The sequence below is a fragment of the Micromonospora sp. NPDC023737 genome, assembly GCF_040639715.1.
Classification (GTDB): domain Bacteria; phylum Actinomycetota; class Actinomycetes; order Mycobacteriales; family Micromonosporaceae; genus Micromonospora.
Window position 1 is genome coordinate 1,037,750 of record NZ_JBFAAL010000001.1, and the last position, 15,963, is coordinate 1,053,712.

The window sequence follows — 15,963 nt, forward strand, 5'->3', positions numbered from 1 at the left end:
CGGCCCGCCAGCGCGGGCGAAGCGGGCCCGCCAGCACGGGCGAAGCCGGCCGACGACGGCCGGAAGGGGCCTGGCAGGTCCCTTCGGCCACGTCACAGGCGCAGCGAGGCCGGCCGTCAGGACACCTGCTCGATCTCGGCACGCAGTCCGGGGAACTCCGCCCGGAACTTCTGCTGGCTCTGCAGCGCGTGGACCAGCGCGCCGGTGCTTCCACCGTCGGACCAGACGCAGACCGCGGCCGGCACACCGTTGATGTTGCCGTCTCCGCAGAAGGCCTGCCCACCGAGCGGGCCCGGGTCGGCCTCGGTGAAGTTGCCGACGCTGAGTGCCTTGGTGACCCCGGAGATGAACAGCGAGAGGCGGCTCTCCCGGGTGGCGCCCGTCGACGCCACCGCGTTGACGATGACGATGTCCTGTTTCGCGATGTCGCCGTAGAGACCCTGCGCCTTGGCGGTCACCTCCGGCACCCCGGAATCCTCGGGGAGCCCGACCTCCTCGGTCACCCCGCCGTCCTCGGACCCGAGGTCGATCTTCGGGCGACCCCCGAGGGCCTGCGGTGCGGCGATGGTCACCACCCGACCGGGCACGTCCGGGTCCGCCCCGGCGGACTGCGACGGCACCGGGCTCCCGGTGCCGGTGGCCGTCCCGGCCGTGTCCCCGGAGGCGCTGTCGACCTCGGCGGGGCTGGCGATGACCATACCCACGAAGACCGCGGCGATGAGCACGACGACCGCGCCGACCGCGATCAGCATCTTCTGGAGGAACGTGGTCCTGGCCGGCGGCCGCGACGGGGGGCCGTAAGTGATGGGCGCGGGCGGCGGTCCGGACGGTGCGGGCGGGTAGCTCGGGTAGGGGTTCTGCGACGGGTCGGCCGGCTGCGACATCGGTTACTCCAGTTAGCGGAACAGGGTCACCACCGGCACGGATGACGCGGCCAACCGGTTCACCGTGGACCGCCGACCGGGTCAGGTCCGCTCGACCGCCGTGGTCAGGTCGAGGCGCCAGTCGTTGGAGCGCATGAGTTCCCCGGGCGGGTACTCGAAGTCGATCTCCCCGAGCAGCGTGAACCCCGCCTTGCGGCAGACCGCGTTCGAGGCGGGATTGCCGACCGACGGGTAGGCGTGCGCAAACCGGCGGGTACGCCGGTCCCGCGCCGCCGCCGCGACCGCGCGCACCGCCGCAGTCGCCAGACCCCGCCCCTGGTGCTCGGGCAGCACCGCCCAGCCCATCTCGTAGACCTGCTCACCGCGCCACTCCCGGTCCCAGTAGCCGACGCTGCCGACCTTCGCACCGTCCGGCAGCACCACAGTGAACATGCAGCCCTTGCCCGTTCCGGCGAATTGTACGTAACGCTCGTGCCGGGACAGAACCTGCTCGTCGGTCTCCGAGCCACCGGTGTGCGCCCGGACCTCCGGCGCATTGAGCCTTCGCAGCAGAGCCAGGTCGTCCTCGCTCCACGGCGTGATCCGCACCTGCGCCATGCCCACCCCTCTCGTCATCGGCCGGCAGTCAACCGCATGCCACCGACAACGCGGCGACGCCCCTCGACGATGCGGTCGGACTTCCGCTAGAACGATCTGGCGGCCGTCTCAAGCCACCAAAGTGGAGCACCCGAGAGGCCGGGAGGGGGCGCATCGACATCGGTGCGGCCCGACGTGATCATCAGCAACACCGACGAAGGGCGTGCGGGGCCAGCAGATCGCCCGCTGCTTCGCCGAGCAGGCCAACTGCCGGGACGACATGCGCGTTCGGGGTGGTCCCGCCCGAGTACAACCACAGCTTTCCGGCCTCGTTGAAACAGGCGACCGACTTCGCGTACGACGAGTGGCAGGCCAAGCCGGTTGCGGCGCGCCCCTATGTCTCGTGAACGCAACCAAGGAAGGTTCGGATGATGAGTGAGCGCACGACCGGCCTGGCCGTCGAGGCCGAGGGCCTGACCCGCTCGTTCGGGCAGACCCGGGCGTTGGCCGGGATGGATCTCCAGGTGCCGGCCGGCACCGTCTACGGCCTGCTCGGCCCGAACGGGGCCGGCAAGACCACGGCGGTGCGGGTGCTGGCGACGTTGCTGCGGCCGGACGGCGGCCGGGCGCGGATCTTCGGGCACGACGTGGTCACCCAGGCCGACAAGGTTCGCGCCCGGGTCAGCCTGACCGGCCAGTACGCCTCGATCGACGAGGACCTGACCGGCGTCGAGAACCTGGTGCTGCTCGGCCGGCTGCTCGGGCTGCGCAAACCGGCTGCCCGGGGGCGGGCGGACCAGTTGCTGGCCGCGTTCGGGCTGACCGAGGCGGGTGCCCGGCAGGTGAAGAAGTACTCCGGAGGCATGCGGCGGCGCATCGACATCGCGGCGAGCATCCTGAACACCCCGGACCTGCTCTTTCTCGACGAGCCGACGACCGGCCTGGACCCGCGCAGCCGCAACCAGGTATGGGAGATCGTCCGGGCGGTGGTGGCGCACGGCACGACCGTGCTGCTGACCACGCAGTACCTGGACGAGGCCGACCAGTTGGCCGGGCGGATCGCGGTGGTGGACCACGGCCGGGTGATCGCGGAGGGCACCCCGGGCGAGTTGAAGTCGTCGGTCGGCTCCGGCACCGTCCACCTGCGACTGCGGGACGCGGCGCAGCGACCCGAGGCCGAGAAGGTGCTCCAGGTGGCGCTCGGCGTACCGGTGCAGCTGGAAGCCGATCCGCTCGCGCTCACCGCCCGGGTGGGCGGCGAGGGCAACGACCTGGCCGCGAGTGAGCAGGCGGCTCGTGCGCTGGCGGACCTGGCCCGCGCCGGCATCGTCGTCGACGACTTCTCCCTCGGCCAGCCCAGCCTGGACGAGGTCTTCCTGGCCCTGACCGACCACCCCGCCGTCCCGGCCGACGAGCGGGACGAGCAGCTGGAGGCAGCACGATGAGCAACGCGGCGACCACGAGCGGCCGCGCGCCGTCCGTCTACGTACCGTCCGCCGAGGCGCTGGCGACCGTCCTCGCACCAGGAGAGCGGCCGGCGAGACCGAGCGCGTTGGCCGCGTCGCTGACCTTCGGCTGGCGTGCGCTGCTGAAGATCAAGCACGTGCCGGAGCAGCTGTTCGACGTGACGGCCTTCCCGATCATCATGGTGCTGATGTTCACGTACCTGTTCGGCGGGGCGCTCGCCGACAGTCCGCGTGACTACCTGCAGTTCTTCCTGCCCGGCATCATGGTGACCAGCGTCGTCATGATCACCATGTACACCGGGGTCGGGCTCAACACCGACATCGAGAAGGGCATCTTCGACCGCTTCCGTACGCTGCCGGTCTGGCGGCCGGCGGCGCTGGTCGGCATGATCTTCGGGGACGTGCTCCGGTACGTCCTGGCGGCCGTGGTGATCCTCAGCGTCGGGTTGGTGCTCGGCTTCCGCCCGGACGGCGGTGTGCTGGGCGTGGCCGCCGGGATCGGCCTGCTGGTGGTCTTCTCGTTCGCGTTCTCCTGGGTCTGGACCTTCTTCGGCCTGGTGCTGCGCAGCGAGAAGTCGGTGATGGGGGTGAGCATGATGGTGCTCTTCCCGCTGACCTTCCTCAGCAACGTCTTCGTCGAGCCGAGCACCATGCCGGGCTGGCTCCAGGCGTTCGTGAAGGCCAACCCGATCACCCACCTGGTGGCCGCGGTACGTGCGGCGATGGCCGGCGAGTCGGATCCGACGAACATGATGTGGCTGCTGTTGTGGAGCGCCGGTTTCGTGGTGGTGTTCGGCACGCTCACCATGTACCGCTACAACCGCCGCTGACCACTGATGGACGGGCGTCGCCACCGCCGTGGCGGCGCCGGCTGACGACCGGATGGGCCAGTAGCGGGAGCTTCGCTCCTGCTCGGGATGAATGGCAGCTCAGCGCGGGGCGACGTCGGTCGGAGACGCGAGGGACCGGACGTTGTGCAGGTGGCGCAGCGCCTCGGCCCAGGAGCGACCCAGCGTGGTTTCGTGGTAGTCGATGCCGCGCTCGGCGCAGAATCGCCGGATCAATGGCCGGGCGCGGCGCAGGTTGGAGCACGGCATGCTCGGGAACAGGTGGTGTTCGATCTGGTAGTTCAGGCCGCCGAGCACGATGTCGAGGAGAACTCCACCGCGAACGTTGCGGGAGGTGAGGACTTGGCGCCGTAGGTAGTCGAGGTTGTCGTCGGCGCCGAGGATCGGCATGCCCTTGTGGTTCGGGGCGAACGAGCAGCCGAGGTAGAGGCCGAGCAGGCCCTGATTGACGAGAATGAACGCGACCGCCTGCGCGGGGGTCAGGAGCAGGAAAACGGCGGTGAGGTAGCCGCCCAGGTGCAGGGCCAGCAGTCCGGCTTCGCCGGGCCGGCGGGCGATACGACGCGGGCCGAGGACCGCCTTGACGCTGTTGGCATGCAAATGCAGGCCTTCCAGCAGGAGCAACGGAAAGAACAGATAGGCCTGGTAACGCACGACCAGTGCACCGAGGCCGTGTTGTCGCCGGGCCTGGTCGGTGGTGAACGACAGGGGCTCGAAACCTATGTCGGGGTCCTTGCCTTCAGTGTTGGGATGGGCGTGGTGCCGGTTGTGCTTGTCCACCCACCAGCCGTAGCTGATCCCGGTCAGGAGGTTGCCGTGCACGAGGCCGATCAGGTCGTTCACCCGCCGCGAGCGGGTGATCTGCCGGTGCCCCGCGTCGTGCCCGATGAACCCGGCCTGGGCGAAGACCACGGCGAGGGCCACCGCGACGCCGAGCTGCCACCACGATTCACCCAGCCTGACGAACAGGACGCATAGTCCGGTGAAGGAAGCGACGACAAGGCCGATGCGCAGCGCGTAGTAGCCGTGCCGTCGCCCGAGTAGACCCGCTGCGCGGACCAGCCGGGACAGGTCCGCGTAGTCGCTCCCCCGCTGCCGGTCTGTGCCGAGGCTGGTATCGCTCACGATGACTGCTCCCGCTGATCTACTCCGTCGGCTTGTCTCAGCTACGGCAGCTCGCCAGCCCGGACCGAGCAGAGCATCCCTCACGCTGGCGGCGGGTCGACGAGATCGGCTGGATCGAGATGCAAGGTGGCGAGCAGCCCGGCGTGGTCGTCGGGGTCCACCCAATCGGGTAGCTCGCGCTCGACCCAATCGGCCCTGACCTGCTGGCCACGTTGGCGAAGAATGCTGACGATCCGCTGCCTGGCGATCCTCATCCGATGCTCCCATGGGAAGCCGCCTGGAAGGGTCCTGTTCACGGACGGCGGTGCGGACGCGCTACGGGAGCCCGAGCGCCAAGCTCACCGTACGCCTCACGGCAGGTTCTCGGGCCATCTGGAGGTAGTCAGCCCATGTGAGCCGATAGGGACAAATCCCGTGTTCACGGCAGCCCGCGTGATACGACCGAAATTCTTGAGGCTTTGCCACCCGACTCGGCCGGTTCCCGCCTGCCGTAGGCCGCTCTCCAGTCTCTACGGGACCCGGAGCGAATAGACGGGAAACTGATGACGATCGACCAAGCAGTAGGGCTGGCCTGGAAGGGTGAGGGGCCTCAGCGGGCAACGCTGCTGGAGCTCTTTCTCGACCTGGTGTTCGTCGCCGCGCTCGCTCTGACGTCACGAACCCTGGCGCTGAATCTCAGCTGGGCCGGTGCCTTCCAGACCGTGGTGCTGCTGATGGCGATCTGGTGGGTCTGGTCCGTCACCGCACTGGCGACCGACCTCTACCACGCGCAGCGGCCCCCCATCTTCGTCATGACGCTCTGGGTCATGCTCGGAACGATCCTGATGGCTGGCACACTGCCCACCGCCTTCTCCGACCACGCGCTCGTCTTCGCGGGCTCATACGTGGCGATTCAGGTGGGGCGTGGCATCTTCCTGGTCGCCGCCCTGCACGGGCGCACTGTCCGACTGCACGCGAGCCGGTTCATCTTCTGGTTCGTCGTGTCCGCAGTGCCGTGGCTCGCCGGCGCGCTCGTGGCAGGCTCGCCGCGGGGCCTGCTGTGGGCCGCGGCGCTCGCCATCGACTACGGGGCGGCCTTGCTCCGTTATCCCACGCCCCGGCTCGGTCGGGTGCCGCTGTCCCAGTACAGGGTGGCAGCCGACCACCTGGCGGAGCGCTACCAGCAATTCTTCACTCTCGCCCTCGGCGATCTCATCCTCCTCACCACTCTGACCTACGCCGAGCACGGGGTGACGGCCGGCCGTACGGCGGCGCTCGCGGTCGCGTTCGGCACCACCGTGCTGCTGTGGCAGATCTACGTCCACCGCGCCGGGGCCCTGCTACAAGCCACCATCGAATCCTCCCGGGATCCGGGCGGCTTCGTGCGGTCCGCGCCCAACACCCACCTGATCATGGTGGCCGGCGTGGTCGTCGCCTCCGCAGGTTTCGAAGTCGTCATCGCTCACCCCGCCGAGCGCGCTACGCCCTGGCTGGCCGCCATCATGGTCGGCGGTCCCGCACTGTTCCTGGTCGGACGAGCCCGATTCGAATACGAGGTGTTCAGTCGGGTGTCACCGTCCCGACTGGTCGCGCTGCTGGTGCTGATCGTCACCGGGCCCGCCCTGATGCTCGCACCCGCATTGGTGGCCGGCCTCACCGCCACCCTCGTCCTGCTGGGCGTCGCCATCGCAGACGGCATCCGAGCCCGCGGAGGCCCACCCGAGCAACCAGCCCCTTCCCTGTAGCCGGAGGCCGACGACCACGCGGCAGAGCCGTCAGTGCCCGGACGCCGCCAGGTACTCGCCGAGGCGGGCGGCGGCGGCCAGCATGGCTCGGCCCCGGGAGGTGAGTCGCTGCCGCCACCCGTCGAGGGACGCGGCCAGCGGTTCGGGGCCGTCGGCCGCGCGTACCTGCCGCATGACGGTGGCGATGTGGTCGAGCAGGTAGCCGCCCCGGCGCAGCAGGTGGGCCAGTTCGGCGTCGCGTACGTCATCGGGGCTGTAGTGGCGTTGCCGGGTGACGCGGTCGCGGGCCGGGATGAGGACGCCCGCCCGCTCCCACTTGCGCAGCGTCGCGGGGGTCACACCGAGCCGGTGCGCGAGAGCGCCGACGGGTAGCGGCCGCTCGGGCCGGTCACCGGTCGGCGCGGCGGTGAGCAGGCCCACGGTCGTCTCGACGGCGTCGAGGGTTTCCCGGTCCCGTAGCAGCTGCGCGTGGCCGTGATCCACGGCGCGCAGCGCGGCATCGACGTCGCCCCGGTTCGCCGCGCGCATGATCTCGGCGCCGACGGCGTAGCCGTACGCCGGGATGAGCGCCAGGTAGGCGCGGAGCGCAGCGGCGTGCAGTTCGGTGTACGCGCGGTAGCCGGTCGGGCTGCGCCGGGCGGCGGGGATGACGCCGTCGCGTTCGTAGTTGCGTACGGCCTGCGTGGAGATGCCGTGCTCCCGGGCCAGGTCCACCGGTCGGTAGGAGTGTCCAGCGGTTTGAAGGTTCGGCACGCTACTCCTGGCTACTCGTCGTGAGAAGTTTCAAAAGCAAGTTCAACGATACGGTTGAGGTCATGACTGCTGAACCATCCGGGCTCGGATCCGGCCCCAACGCCGACGAGATCGCCGAGCGGATCCTCGCCCTGCCCGGTGTCGAACTGCTCGTGGCCACCGAGGAGTCGGGCGCACCCGAGGTGGCGTGGGGCTGGCGCTTCTTCTACGTGGGTCCGGACCGCCGTCGTCCGTTCGCCACCATCGGTGAGCGTGACATGGCGGGCTTCGACGAGGAATCGCGGCTGGACCGTCCCGGCGTCTTCCGGCTCAACCTGGACCTCGGCCGGCGCGAGTTCGAACGCCTCTTCGGCTACCCGCCGGCGGAGTCCGACGACCGGCGGGCGTCGATCGACTCGAGCGCCCTCGACGAGGTGCTGCCTCATCCGGTCTACGGCACGGCCGGCTGGGCGTGCGTGCTCAACCCGGGCCCACGCAGCCTCGCCGAGGTCGAGCGACTGATCGCGTACGCCCACGACCGGGCGACCGAACGCGACCGCCGGACGCATCGCACGCCCTGACCTCCCGGCCATCAAACGTCGGGTCCTGCACCTCGCCATCGCCCGCACACCCCGCCCCGGATCGCGTCTCCGAACCAAAACACCACGCCGCTGCGGTACCGCAGTTCGGCGTCGTCGGGCACGCCGACGAACCGGCACGCGCGGTTCAGCTTGATCATCTCGCCCGTTCACCCGCACGTGATCGGCTCATCGGGACGTTTCCGCTGGTCCGGCCACCGGCCGGACCGGCCCGAACTTCCGGGCACCGGCCCGGACCCGAGAATGAGAGGAGCGGCGATGAGGTCATCGACCCTCGTACGCCCCGGTCTGGCGCTGCTGCTCGCGGCGGGACTGGGCGCACTCACGCCGACCGGCGCCGCCCAGGCCGAGACGATCAGGGCCGCCGCGTCCACTGCGGACGCCCCGATCACGTTCACCTCGACCGAGCAGCTCGCCCCGGGCGTGACCTACAGCCCCTTCCAGGTGGACACGCCGCGCGGCGTCACCGTCGGCTACCTGCTCACCGCCGACCTGCGGAAGAACAAGGTCTCGCTGGACCTGCTGCACCCCGACGCCGTCGCGCAGCGCCAGGTCGTCTCGGCGATGACCAACCATCAGGGTGCCGTCGCCGGCGTGAACGGCGACTTCTTCAACATCAGCGAGACCCACACCGGTGTCGCGCCGACCGGCTCGGCGTCCGGCCCGGAGATCGCCGACGGCGAGGACCTGAAGTTCGCCGTACCGACCGCGCAGCGCTTCGGCCCGGGCCTCGCCCCCGGCACCTCGACCCGCGACGTGTTCGGTGTGGGTGTGAACGGCAAGGCGCGCGTCGACACGCTCAGCCTGGCCGGTGAGGTACGCAGCGACAAGGGCACGATCGCGCTCGACGGCCTCAACCAGTACGCGCTGCCGGTCGGTGGCGTCGGCGTCTTCACCTCCGAGTGGGGCACCGCGAACCGGGTCCGGGCGACCTGCGGCAGCGACACCAGCCGCCTCGACCCGTGCAGCACCCACACCTACGAGGTGACCGTGCGCGACGGCGTCGTGACCGCGGTGAGCAGCACGCCCGGCACGGGCGCGATCCCCAGCGACACCGAGGTGCTGGTCGGCCGCGAGGCCGGCGCGGACGCGCTCGACGACCTGATCGTCGGCGACCGGGTGGAGGTGGACGAGAAGCTCGTCTCCGCCGGCAAGCCGAAGCTGACGTTCGCGGTCGGCGGCGCCCCGATCCTGCGTGCCGGGCAGCCCCTCGCCGGGCTGGACACCAAGACCGCCGCCGTGCGCAGCGCGGCCGGTGTCAGCGCCGACGGCAGGACCGTGTACCTGGTCGCGCTGGCCGGCCGCGCGCCCGCCAGCGCGGCTTCACGATCGCCGAACTGGCCGACCTGATGCGCACGCTCGGCGCGGACGCCGCCGTGAACCTCGACGGCGGCGGCTCCACCACCGTCGCCGTGAAGGAGCCGGGCCAGACTGCCGCCACGGCCCGCAACAACCCCTCCGACGGTACGGAGCGCGCGGTCGCCAACGGCATCGGCATCTTCATCGGCCGCCACTGACGGAACGGATCGCGCCCGGAGGTGTTCGGGCCCGATCAGCCTCGGGAGGTACCTCGGCCGGTCAGCCCCGGCCGGGGCACCGTCCCGCGACGGGGCCGCATGCCCGGCGGCGCGGACTGGCCGTCGATGCGGAACCTTCCCGTCGATGCGGGCATGAGACGGCCGCCGACGAAAGGCCTCCCGTCGTTGCCGCCGGTCAGACCGGAGCGTGCATGGCCCCCAGATAGGCGAGGGCTTCCGCGCTCCGGCTGCCGGCGTCCGGGGTGCCGACGAGCAGCTGCTGGCCGGGGGCGTCCCGGACGTCGAACGTCTGGTAGGTCAGTTCGATCCGGCCCACCACCGGGTGGTTGAAGATCTTGAACTGGCGGGTGAGGCCACGCACGGTCTGGTCGGCCCAGAGGGACCGGAACTCGGGTGACGCGTCGCGGAGTTCGGCCACGAGTGACCGGATCCGTTGATCGTCCGGGTGTTGGCCGGCGTTGAGGCGGAGCGCGTGCACGACGTTCCCGGTAAGCGTCGGCCACTCCACGAAGACGTCGCGCGCCTGGGAGTGGAGGAACAGCACCCGCACCATGTTGGTCATCTCGCCGAACGGTGCGAGCAGCGCGGCCGCGACACCGTTGGTCGCCAGCACGTCGAAGGCGGGGTTGAGCACGTAGGCCGCCGAGGTGGGGAACGCGTCCAGCAGCTGTAGCAGCGCCGGGTGGACCCGGTCCCGTGCACGGTCGGGGGTCAGACCGGGGTTCAGCCCGGCGAGTCGGAAGGCGTGCCCGCGCGCGTCGAGGTCGAGCCGGAGGGCCCGGCCGATCGCCTCGAGGACCTGCGGGGACGGGCTGCGTTCGCGGCCCTGCTCCAGCCGGGCGTAGTAGTCGACGCTCACTCCGGCCAGCACGGCGACCTCTTCCCGTCGCAGTCCGGCGACCCGTCGGTCCCCGCCGCCGCGCAACCCGACGTCGGTCGGGTCGACCCGGGCGCGGTGCGCGCGCAGGAACTCCCCGAGCTTGCTGGTGGCGGCCTTGGACACGCGCACCAGCGTAGGTCGGGGGCAGGTGCGCTGCCAGGGTGCCGCGCACCCAGGAAGTCACGGCCTTCTCCGGCCGGCCGAACCGCCGCAGTCTGGACCCACCGGCCCGATGGTCCTTACCGCCGGCATCTGCCGTGAGCACACTTTTCCGCCAGGAGCATCCATGACAAGCACTTCGTCCAAGATCGTCCTGATCACCGGGGCGAGCAGCGGCATCGGCGAGGCGACCGCCCGCCGGCTCGCCGCTGACGGCCACCACGTCGTCCTCGGTGCCCGCCGCGTCCACCGGCTCGCCGCCCTGGTGGCCGAGCTGCAGACGGCCGGCGGCTCAGCCGAGTACCGCGAACTCGACGTGACCAGCATCGACAGCGTGCGCGGCTTCGTCGAGGCCGCCCAAACGCGCCACGGGCGGGTGGACGTGCTGGTCAACAACGCCGGGGTGATGCCCCTGTCGACGATCGACACGCTGCGTGTCGACGAGTGGAACCAGATGATCGATGTGAACCTGCGCGGCACGTTGTACGGCATCGCCGCCGTCCTGCCTCTCATGCAGGCACGGCGCGAGGGGCACATCGTCAACATCGCCTCGACTGCCGCGTACCGGGTCGACCGGACCGCGGCCGTCTACTGCGCCACCAAGTACGCCGTCCGGGCACTCTCGGAGGGACTGCGGCAGGAGAACCAGGATGTCCGGGTCACCGTCGTCAGCCCCGGGTACACGCAGTCCGAACTCACCGACCACGGCGGTGACCCGCAGGTGCAGGCGGCGGTCCGAGCCGCCGCCGAGCGGCTCGCGATCCCGGCCGCCGCGGTGGCCGATGCCATCGGGTACGCGATCGCGCAGCCCCGCAACGTCGACGTGAACGAACTCGTCGTCCGCCCCACCGCGCAGCAATGACCACCGGACAAGGAGTACGACGATGAGCGAAGCGCTCGAAATCACCACGTTCCGGCTGGCGCCCGGACTCACCGGAGCCGACTTCGTGGCCGCGAACGAAGACATCGACGCCTACCTGCGCCATCAGCCCGGCTTCCGCTGGCGACGCATCACCGAGGCCGACGACGGCACGATCATCGACGTCGTCGCGTGGGACTCCGCCGCGGACGGCCGGCGCAGCGCCGCCGGCATCATGACGGAGATGGCAGGCTCACTGGTGCACGACACGATCGACCAGAGCACTGTCGAGTTCCGGATCGCCCCGGTACTGCACCACACGCCCTGACCACTCGCCCCACCTTCGGGTCGGCAGCCGCCGGTAGGCAGGGTGGGCGGGGACTCAGCGCCGCCGGCCGTACGTCTTCAAGTAGTTGATCATCGAGTGGTTCGCCTCCCAGCCGTCCGGAAACTTGACCGGCACGTCGAGATGCATGGGCTCGGTCGACGGGTGGGCGTCGAGCAGGTCGGCGATGCCGTCACGGGCCACCACGATGCAGGCGTGCCGATGCCGGGACGCCAGCACACAGAGCCGCCCCGACTCCAGGTGGAACGCGGTGGCGTCGCGCCGGCCGGAGAGCGGGTGCAGCACGATCGTCACGTCGTACTCCCGGCCCTGCAGCCGATTGGCGGTGTCGACGGTGATGCCCTCGCCCGCCGCGCCGAGCTGCGCGCGGATGACCGCCGCCTGGTCGCGGTGCGCCGCCCCGACGGCGATCCGGTCGGCGGTCACCGGCGCGCCCGCCGGGTGGTGCTCGGAGACCGCGACCGCGCCCCGTTCCAGCAGCCGCACCGCGAGCGTCGCGCACGCCGCGGCGGCCTCCACGTCGGTACGCAGGCTCTGCCGCTCGGGCAGCTCGTACAGCCCCCAACCGGAAGCCGCGGCCACCTCGATCGTGCTGTCGACAGCGTCCCCCGGCCCCGCCTTCGTCAGCGACAGCGCCCGGTCGTCGGGACCGGTGCCGGCGCGGAATCCGGTGAACGGGTAGAACGCCCGGGCGACCACCGGCGCGGCCGACGACGGCAGCCGCCAAGAGACCGGCAGCCGGTGCACGGGAAGCTCGGGGTTGTGTCGCAGCAGCACGGCCACCGCGGACTGCATCGGATCCCAGCTCAGGCCGGTCCAACGCGCGGTGTCCACGGTGGAGAACGGGTCGAGCTGGCCGGGGTCGCCCACGAACAGTGCCCGCTCGAACCGGCCGGCCACGCGCAGCAGCGCGTCCGAACGCATCTGGTACGCCTCGTCCACGATCGCCCACGGCCAGCAGCCCTCGCTGACCGTGGCCCACTTGGCGGCCGTACCGACGATGACGGCCGGGCCGCCGAGGTCCGTGACCTTCGCGGCCACCCGCACCGTCGCGTGCCCCCGCACCCGTTCCGAGGGCTGGTAGTCGGCGGCGGAGAGGCGGCCGATCCGCAGCTCGGGGGCCTTGCGGGCGAGGCGGTCGATGAGGTCGTCGACCTGCTCGTTGGTCTGCGCCACGATGATCAGGCCTTCGCCGGCCTCGGCCAGCTCGACGGCGGCCCGGACGACCAGCGTCGACTTCCCGGCGCCGGGTGGCGAGTCGACGACCACCCCGCGGTGCTCGCCGGAGCGCAGATCGGCCAGGACCGCCCCGATGACCCGTTCCGCCTCCACCGCGGGCGGCAACGTCAGCCCAGCCAGCACGCGCCCTCACCCCCACTCGCCGCTGCCGGAACCCTACCGCCCGGCACCGCCAGCCGAGCTGAGCCGTCGCCGTCAGCGCGCTCGGGCACGCCCTGACGCCCGTGCTCTTCCACGGCGTCGTCCCACGGGTGCGCGCCGCCCGCCCCGGCGGGCGACAGCACATCGACGTCGACAACGCTCCTCGGCTCAGTCCGCAGCGGCGGAGGACTAGCCGCCGACGGAGCGGGTACGCGCCGGCCATGGGTAGCCAAAAGCCGAACAAGCACGATCCTGGCGGCGAGTCGGCGCGCGGCCGGCGTCATCCGGGCAGCGGGGCTCGGGGCCGGCAAGGCTCGGAGGTGGAGCGCTCGCCGGAGCGCCGGCACCTGCGCGCAGCCACCGGCACCTCCGGCTCGGAACGGGACCACGGGCGGGCCAAGGTCGAGGGCAGCGAACGGGTGCAGCGCCAGGGAGGCTGACCGCAGTCGTGGTACGCCGCAGAGCGCGGCCCGGAGCCGGCGCGCCCGTGCGGCGCACCGACGCGTGGAGAGGTGACGTCGAGATGGCGAAGTTCCTGCTCAAGTCGACCTACACCCTTGACGGGATCAAGGGGCTGCTCATGGACGGCGGCAGCAAGCGGGCCGAGGCCGCCACCAAGGCGATCGAAGGGCTCGGCGGACGGGTCGAGTCGCTCTGCTTCGGTCTCGGGGCGCACGACACGTACGTGGTGTGCGAACTGCCCGACCACAAGACGGCGGCCGCGCTGGCCATCGCCATCCGGGCGGCCGGCGGCGTCGATACCCGGGTCACTCCGCTGTTGACGCCGGAAGAGGTCGACGAGGCCACCCGCCAGCAGCTCAAGTACCAGCCGCCGGGCGCCTGACAGCGCGGTGGCCGATGGGTCACGTTGAGGGGTGCGACCGGTGCCACGACCGGTCGCACCCCTCACGCTGCTGACCCCGTAGCCACATCCCTGACCACAGCCGGCATTTCGGGGAATCGTGTCGTAAGGAGGGGGATCCGGGCGGCCCGCGGGAGGCGGAGCAGGAAACTTCCTCACACCCGGCAACATTCGTCGACACCCCCACCGTCCTACCCGCGTGAGAGCCGAGGACGAGGACCGTTTCCGGGAGTTCGTCGCCGCCCAACTGCCGGTGCTGCGGAAACTCGCGTACGTCACCTGTGGTGACTGGCACACGGCGGAGGACGCGGTGGCGACCGCGCTGGCGAAGCTGTACCCGCGGTGGCCGCGGCTGGAGCGACCCGACCTGTACGTGAGGACGATGGTGGTACGTGCCGCCATCGACGAGAAGCGCCGTCCGTGGCGGCGGGAACGCGCAGCCGGCGATGCCCTTCCCGACGTGACCCGGCGCGACGAACTGACGATTGTCGACGACCGGCTGCGGGTCTGGGCCGCCCTGCGGGCCATCTCGCCCGGGCAGCGTGCCGCTGTGCTCTGCCGGCACTACCTCGGTATGAGCCTGGAGGAGACGGCCGACGCGCTCGGCTGCCACATCGGTACCGCCAAGAGCCAGACCTCCCGCGGCCTCGCCCGCCTGCGCGAGGTGCTGGGCGCCGAACGGATCGACCTCGACGAAACCATGAGACCAGAACGGGAGAAGACCAGTGCACGTGCATGAGCTGGTGGAGACGGCGGCGTCGGACGCGCCGCCGCCCCGGTACACCGTCGACGACATCGTGGCCGCCGGCCGGACGGTGCAGAGGCGTCGCCGCACGGGGTGGACCGTGGCCTCTGCCGCGCTCGCCGTCACCGGCGTGCTCGCGGCGATCAGCATCGGCCCGCCCGGCACCGCGTCCCGTCCGCCCGCCGGTGAACTGCCCGCCGCGGACACGTCCCTGGCGGCGACGGCCTCGCCACTCACCCCGGCCGCCGACTGGGAGTTCCCGAAGGACCCGTTCAGCTACGTCTTCCAGCGGTTCGACGTGGGCAAGCTCCACGTGCAGGACCCGGTCGTCGTGTCGCGGGCGTACCAGATCGCCGCGCTGCACATCGACGGTCTGGTCACCCACGACCGCGCCGTCGACTCCGCGACGATCCCGCAGCCGGACGAGGGCGAGGGGAGCCTCTACGCGTACCTGACCGTGTACCGCCCGGGCGCCTTCGACCCGCAGAAGTTCAGCGGGAGCCGGGTCACCATCGAGGGGCATCAGGCGATCGAGCGGGAGGGGCCGTCCTACGGTCAGAACCTGCGCCGCGCGCTCGCCTGGGAGTACACCGACGATGCCTGGGCGGTCGCGGAGACCTTCGCGGACCCGTCGGATGTCGGCTTCGCCGACCTGCGTGGCCTGGTGGGCGGGCTACGGCCCAGCGTGCCGACGCCGGCCCGGGTGCCGTTCAACGTCGGGTACGTGCCCGCCGGCTACCACGCCGCCGCGGTCGGCGAGCACGCCTTCGCCAGCCTGAACGGCATCGCCAGCGCCGGCGACGGCAACTACGGTGGGGCCGTTTTCGCCGCCCCGGCCCTGCCCACCACCGGGCTCACCGAACCGTACGGCGGTCCCGAGGGCGAGGACCCGCCCGGCAGCTTCCAGATCCTCGTCCTGCCCAACGCCAGGTCCAACCAGTCACTGAGGGACGGTGAGCAGCCGCCGCCCGAGCCGAGGTGCGGAAACGGCGCCTGCACCGGGTGGACCTCCGACGGCAGGACCACCATCCAGGTGGCCAGCGACGGCCGGCTCCCCGACGCGGAGATGATCAGAATTCTGAAGGGGATCGACCTGGCCGACGTCACCGACGAAGGCACCTGGCCGCCGGCCGCCACCGCTCTCCGGGCCGGCTGATCGGCCTGTCAGCGCGGGTCACTGACCCGCAGGCCGCACGGCGGGCCGGGCCCAGCGTTGCAGCCGGGCCCGGCCCGCCTCTGT

19 protein-coding genes and 1 pseudogene are annotated in these 15,963 nt (G+C 71.3%); 12 read left to right on the plus strand and 8 right to left on the minus strand.

Annotated elements, in window-relative coordinates:
• Positions 1-116: 116 nt before the first annotated feature.
• Both AB0F98_RS04625 and AB0F98_RS04630 read right to left on the minus strand, forming a co-directional pair.
• A complete protein-coding gene (locus AB0F98_RS04625) occupies positions 117-884 on the minus strand; it encodes a hypothetical protein (protein WP_357728534.1) in 768 nt (255 codons plus the stop codon).
• 81 nt (positions 885-965) lie between these two features.
• On the minus strand, positions 966-1,499 hold the full coding sequence (locus tag AB0F98_RS04630; protein WP_357728537.1) for a GNAT family N-acetyltransferase: 534 nt from the start codon (positions 1,497-1,499) through the stop codon (positions 966-968).
• A gap of 233 nt (positions 1,500-1,732) precedes the next feature.
• On the opposite strand from AB0F98_RS04630, the pseudogene AB0F98_RS04635 reads away from it, so the two are divergent.
• The 3 genes and pseudogenes from AB0F98_RS04635 to AB0F98_RS04645 form a co-directional block, all read left to right on the plus strand.
• Positions 1,733-1,843, plus strand: a pseudogene (locus AB0F98_RS04635) (NAD(P)H-dependent oxidoreductase); the annotation flags it as partial.
• A 48-nt stretch (positions 1,844-1,891) separates the two neighbouring features.
• Complete coding sequence (locus AB0F98_RS04640) at positions 1,892-2,905, plus strand: ATP-binding cassette domain-containing protein (protein ID WP_357728540.1); 1,014 nt, start codon at positions 1,892-1,894, stop codon at positions 2,903-2,905.
• Positions 2,902-3,756, plus strand: a complete 855-nt coding sequence (locus AB0F98_RS04645) for an ABC transporter permease (protein WP_357728543.1) — start codon at positions 2,902-2,904, stop codon at positions 3,754-3,756. Before AB0F98_RS04640 ends, AB0F98_RS04645 begins: the two co-directional genes overlap by 4 nt.
• Positions 3,757-3,855: 99 nt before the next feature.
• Here the strand turns inward: AB0F98_RS04645 and AB0F98_RS04650 are convergent, their stop codons facing one another.
• Together AB0F98_RS04650 and AB0F98_RS04655 are read right to left on the minus strand one after the other, a co-directional pair.
• Positions 3,856-4,899, minus strand: coding sequence for an acyl-CoA desaturase (locus tag AB0F98_RS04650; RefSeq protein ID WP_357728547.1), 1,044 nt, complete (start codon positions 4,897-4,899; stop codon positions 3,856-3,858).
• A gap of 80 nt (positions 4,900-4,979) precedes the next feature.
• On the minus strand, positions 4,980-5,153 hold the full coding sequence (locus AB0F98_RS04655; protein ID WP_357728550.1) for a hypothetical protein: 174 nt from the start codon (positions 5,151-5,153) through the stop codon (positions 4,980-4,982).
• A 288-nt stretch (positions 5,154-5,441) separates the two neighbouring features.
• On the opposite strand from AB0F98_RS04655, the gene AB0F98_RS04660 reads away from it, so the two are divergent.
• A complete protein-coding gene (locus AB0F98_RS04660; RefSeq protein ID WP_357728553.1) occupies positions 5,442-6,623 on the plus strand; it encodes a low temperature requirement protein A in 1,182 nt (393 codons plus the stop codon).
• Positions 6,624-6,653: 30 nt separating this feature from the next.
• Here the strand turns inward: AB0F98_RS04660 and AB0F98_RS04665 are convergent, their stop codons facing one another.
• Entirely contained in the window at positions 6,654-7,376 is a 723-nt protein-coding gene (locus AB0F98_RS04665; RefSeq protein WP_357728557.1) for a MerR family transcriptional regulator, read from the minus strand.
• A 62-nt stretch (positions 7,377-7,438) separates the two neighbouring features.
• Here AB0F98_RS04665 and AB0F98_RS04670 point away from each other — a divergent pair, with 62 nt between their 5' ends.
• The gene (locus tag AB0F98_RS04670; protein ID WP_357728560.1) at positions 7,439-7,936 is read left to right on the plus strand and encodes a DUF6194 family protein; all 498 of its coding nucleotides are present in this window, start codon (positions 7,439-7,441) and stop codon (positions 7,934-7,936) included.
• An 11-nt stretch (positions 7,937-7,947) separates the two neighbouring features.
• On the opposite strand, the gene AB0F98_RS04675 is transcribed toward AB0F98_RS04670, so the two are convergent.
• Positions 7,948-8,094 carry a hypothetical protein gene (locus AB0F98_RS04675; protein WP_357728563.1) on the minus strand — a complete coding sequence of 49 codons (147 nt, stop codon included), beginning with the start codon at positions 8,092-8,094 and terminating at the stop codon, positions 7,948-7,950.
• 118 nt (positions 8,095-8,212) lie between these two features.
• Between AB0F98_RS04675 and AB0F98_RS04680 the strand changes: the two genes are divergently transcribed.
• Complete coding sequence (locus AB0F98_RS04680) at positions 8,213-9,304, plus strand: phosphodiester glycosidase family protein (RefSeq protein ID WP_357728566.1); 1,092 nt, start codon at positions 8,213-8,215, stop codon at positions 9,302-9,304.
• Entirely contained in the window at positions 9,304-9,471 is a 168-nt protein-coding gene (locus AB0F98_RS04685) for a phosphodiester glycosidase family protein (protein WP_357728569.1), read from the plus strand. Before AB0F98_RS04680 ends, AB0F98_RS04685 begins: the two co-directional genes overlap by 1 nt.
• A gap of 196 nt (positions 9,472-9,667) precedes the next feature.
• On the opposite strand, the gene AB0F98_RS04690 is transcribed toward AB0F98_RS04685, so the two are convergent.
• On the minus strand, positions 9,668-10,495 hold the full coding sequence (locus AB0F98_RS04690; RefSeq protein ID WP_357728572.1) for a helix-turn-helix transcriptional regulator: 828 nt from the start codon (positions 10,493-10,495) through the stop codon (positions 9,668-9,670).
• Between the two features lie 163 nt (positions 10,496-10,658).
• On the opposite strand from AB0F98_RS04690, the gene AB0F98_RS04695 reads away from it, so the two are divergent.
• Entirely contained in the window at positions 10,659-11,393 is a 735-nt protein-coding gene (locus AB0F98_RS04695) for an SDR family oxidoreductase (RefSeq protein WP_357728575.1), read from the plus strand.
• A 22-nt stretch (positions 11,394-11,415) separates the two neighbouring features.
• A complete protein-coding gene (locus AB0F98_RS04700; protein ID WP_357728578.1) occupies positions 11,416-11,718 on the plus strand; it encodes a hypothetical protein in 303 nt (100 codons plus the stop codon).
• 54 nt (positions 11,719-11,772) lie between these two features.
• On the opposite strand, the gene AB0F98_RS04705 is transcribed toward AB0F98_RS04700, so the two are convergent.
• Complete coding sequence (locus AB0F98_RS04705) at positions 11,773-13,098, minus strand: AAA domain-containing protein (RefSeq protein ID WP_357728581.1); 1,326 nt, start codon at positions 13,096-13,098, stop codon at positions 11,773-11,775.
• A 541-nt stretch (positions 13,099-13,639) separates the two neighbouring features.
• On the opposite strand from AB0F98_RS04705, the gene AB0F98_RS04710 reads away from it, so the two are divergent.
• The 3 genes from AB0F98_RS04710 (at position 13,640) to AB0F98_RS04720 (ending at position 15,879) form a co-directional block, all read left to right on the plus strand.
• Complete coding sequence (locus AB0F98_RS04710) at positions 13,640-13,960, plus strand: GYD domain-containing protein (RefSeq protein WP_357728584.1); 321 nt, start codon at positions 13,640-13,642, stop codon at positions 13,958-13,960.
• Between the two features lie 217 nt (positions 13,961-14,177).
• A complete protein-coding gene (locus tag AB0F98_RS04715) occupies positions 14,178-14,717 on the plus strand; it encodes a SigE family RNA polymerase sigma factor (protein WP_357728587.1) in 540 nt (179 codons plus the stop codon).
• Positions 14,704-15,879, plus strand: coding sequence for a hypothetical protein (locus AB0F98_RS04720; protein ID WP_357728590.1), 1,176 nt, complete (start codon positions 14,704-14,706; stop codon positions 15,877-15,879). Before AB0F98_RS04715 ends, AB0F98_RS04720 begins: the two co-directional genes overlap by 14 nt.
• Positions 15,880-15,963 lie beyond the last annotated feature (84 nt).

Bases quoted from the DNA above. Each gene is read 5' to 3' on its own strand.
- AB0F98_RS04625 (WP_357728534.1), bottom strand. From the start codon at position 884: ATGTCGCAGCCGGCCGACCCGTCGCAGAACCCCTACCCGAGCTACCCG.
- AB0F98_RS04700 (WP_357728578.1), top strand. From the start codon at position 11,416: ATGAGCGAAGCGCTCGAAATCACCACGTTCCGGCTGGCGCCCGGACTC.
- AB0F98_RS04660 (WP_357728553.1), top strand. From the start codon at position 5,442: ATGACGATCGACCAAGCAGTAGGGCTGGCCTGGAAGGGTGAGGGGCCT.
- AB0F98_RS04655 (WP_357728550.1), bottom strand. From the start codon at position 5,153: ATGAGGATCGCCAGGCAGCGGATCGTCAGCATTCTTCGCCAACGTGGC.
- AB0F98_RS04680 (WP_357728566.1), top strand. From the start codon at position 8,213: ATGAGGTCATCGACCCTCGTACGCCCCGGTCTGGCGCTGCTGCTCGCG.
- AB0F98_RS04645 (WP_357728543.1), top strand. From the start codon at position 2,902: ATGAGCAACGCGGCGACCACGAGCGGCCGCGCGCCGTCCGTCTACGTA.
- AB0F98_RS04670 (WP_357728560.1), top strand. From the start codon at position 7,439: ATGACTGCTGAACCATCCGGGCTCGGATCCGGCCCCAACGCCGACGAG.
- AB0F98_RS04630 (WP_357728537.1), bottom strand. From the start codon at position 1,499: ATGACGAGAGGGGTGGGCATGGCGCAGGTGCGGATCACGCCGTGGAGC.
- AB0F98_RS04695 (WP_357728575.1), top strand. From the start codon at position 10,659: ATGACAAGCACTTCGTCCAAGATCGTCCTGATCACCGGGGCGAGCAGC.
- AB0F98_RS04685 (WP_357728569.1), top strand. From the start codon at position 9,304: ATGCGCACGCTCGGCGCGGACGCCGCCGTGAACCTCGACGGCGGCGGC.
- AB0F98_RS04710 (WP_357728584.1), top strand. From the start codon at position 13,640: ATGGCGAAGTTCCTGCTCAAGTCGACCTACACCCTTGACGGGATCAAG.
- AB0F98_RS04675 (WP_357728563.1), bottom strand. From the start codon at position 8,094: ATGATCAAGCTGAACCGCGCGTGCCGGTTCGTCGGCGTGCCCGACGAC.
- AB0F98_RS04640 (WP_357728540.1), top strand. From the start codon at position 1,892: ATGAGTGAGCGCACGACCGGCCTGGCCGTCGAGGCCGAGGGCCTGACC.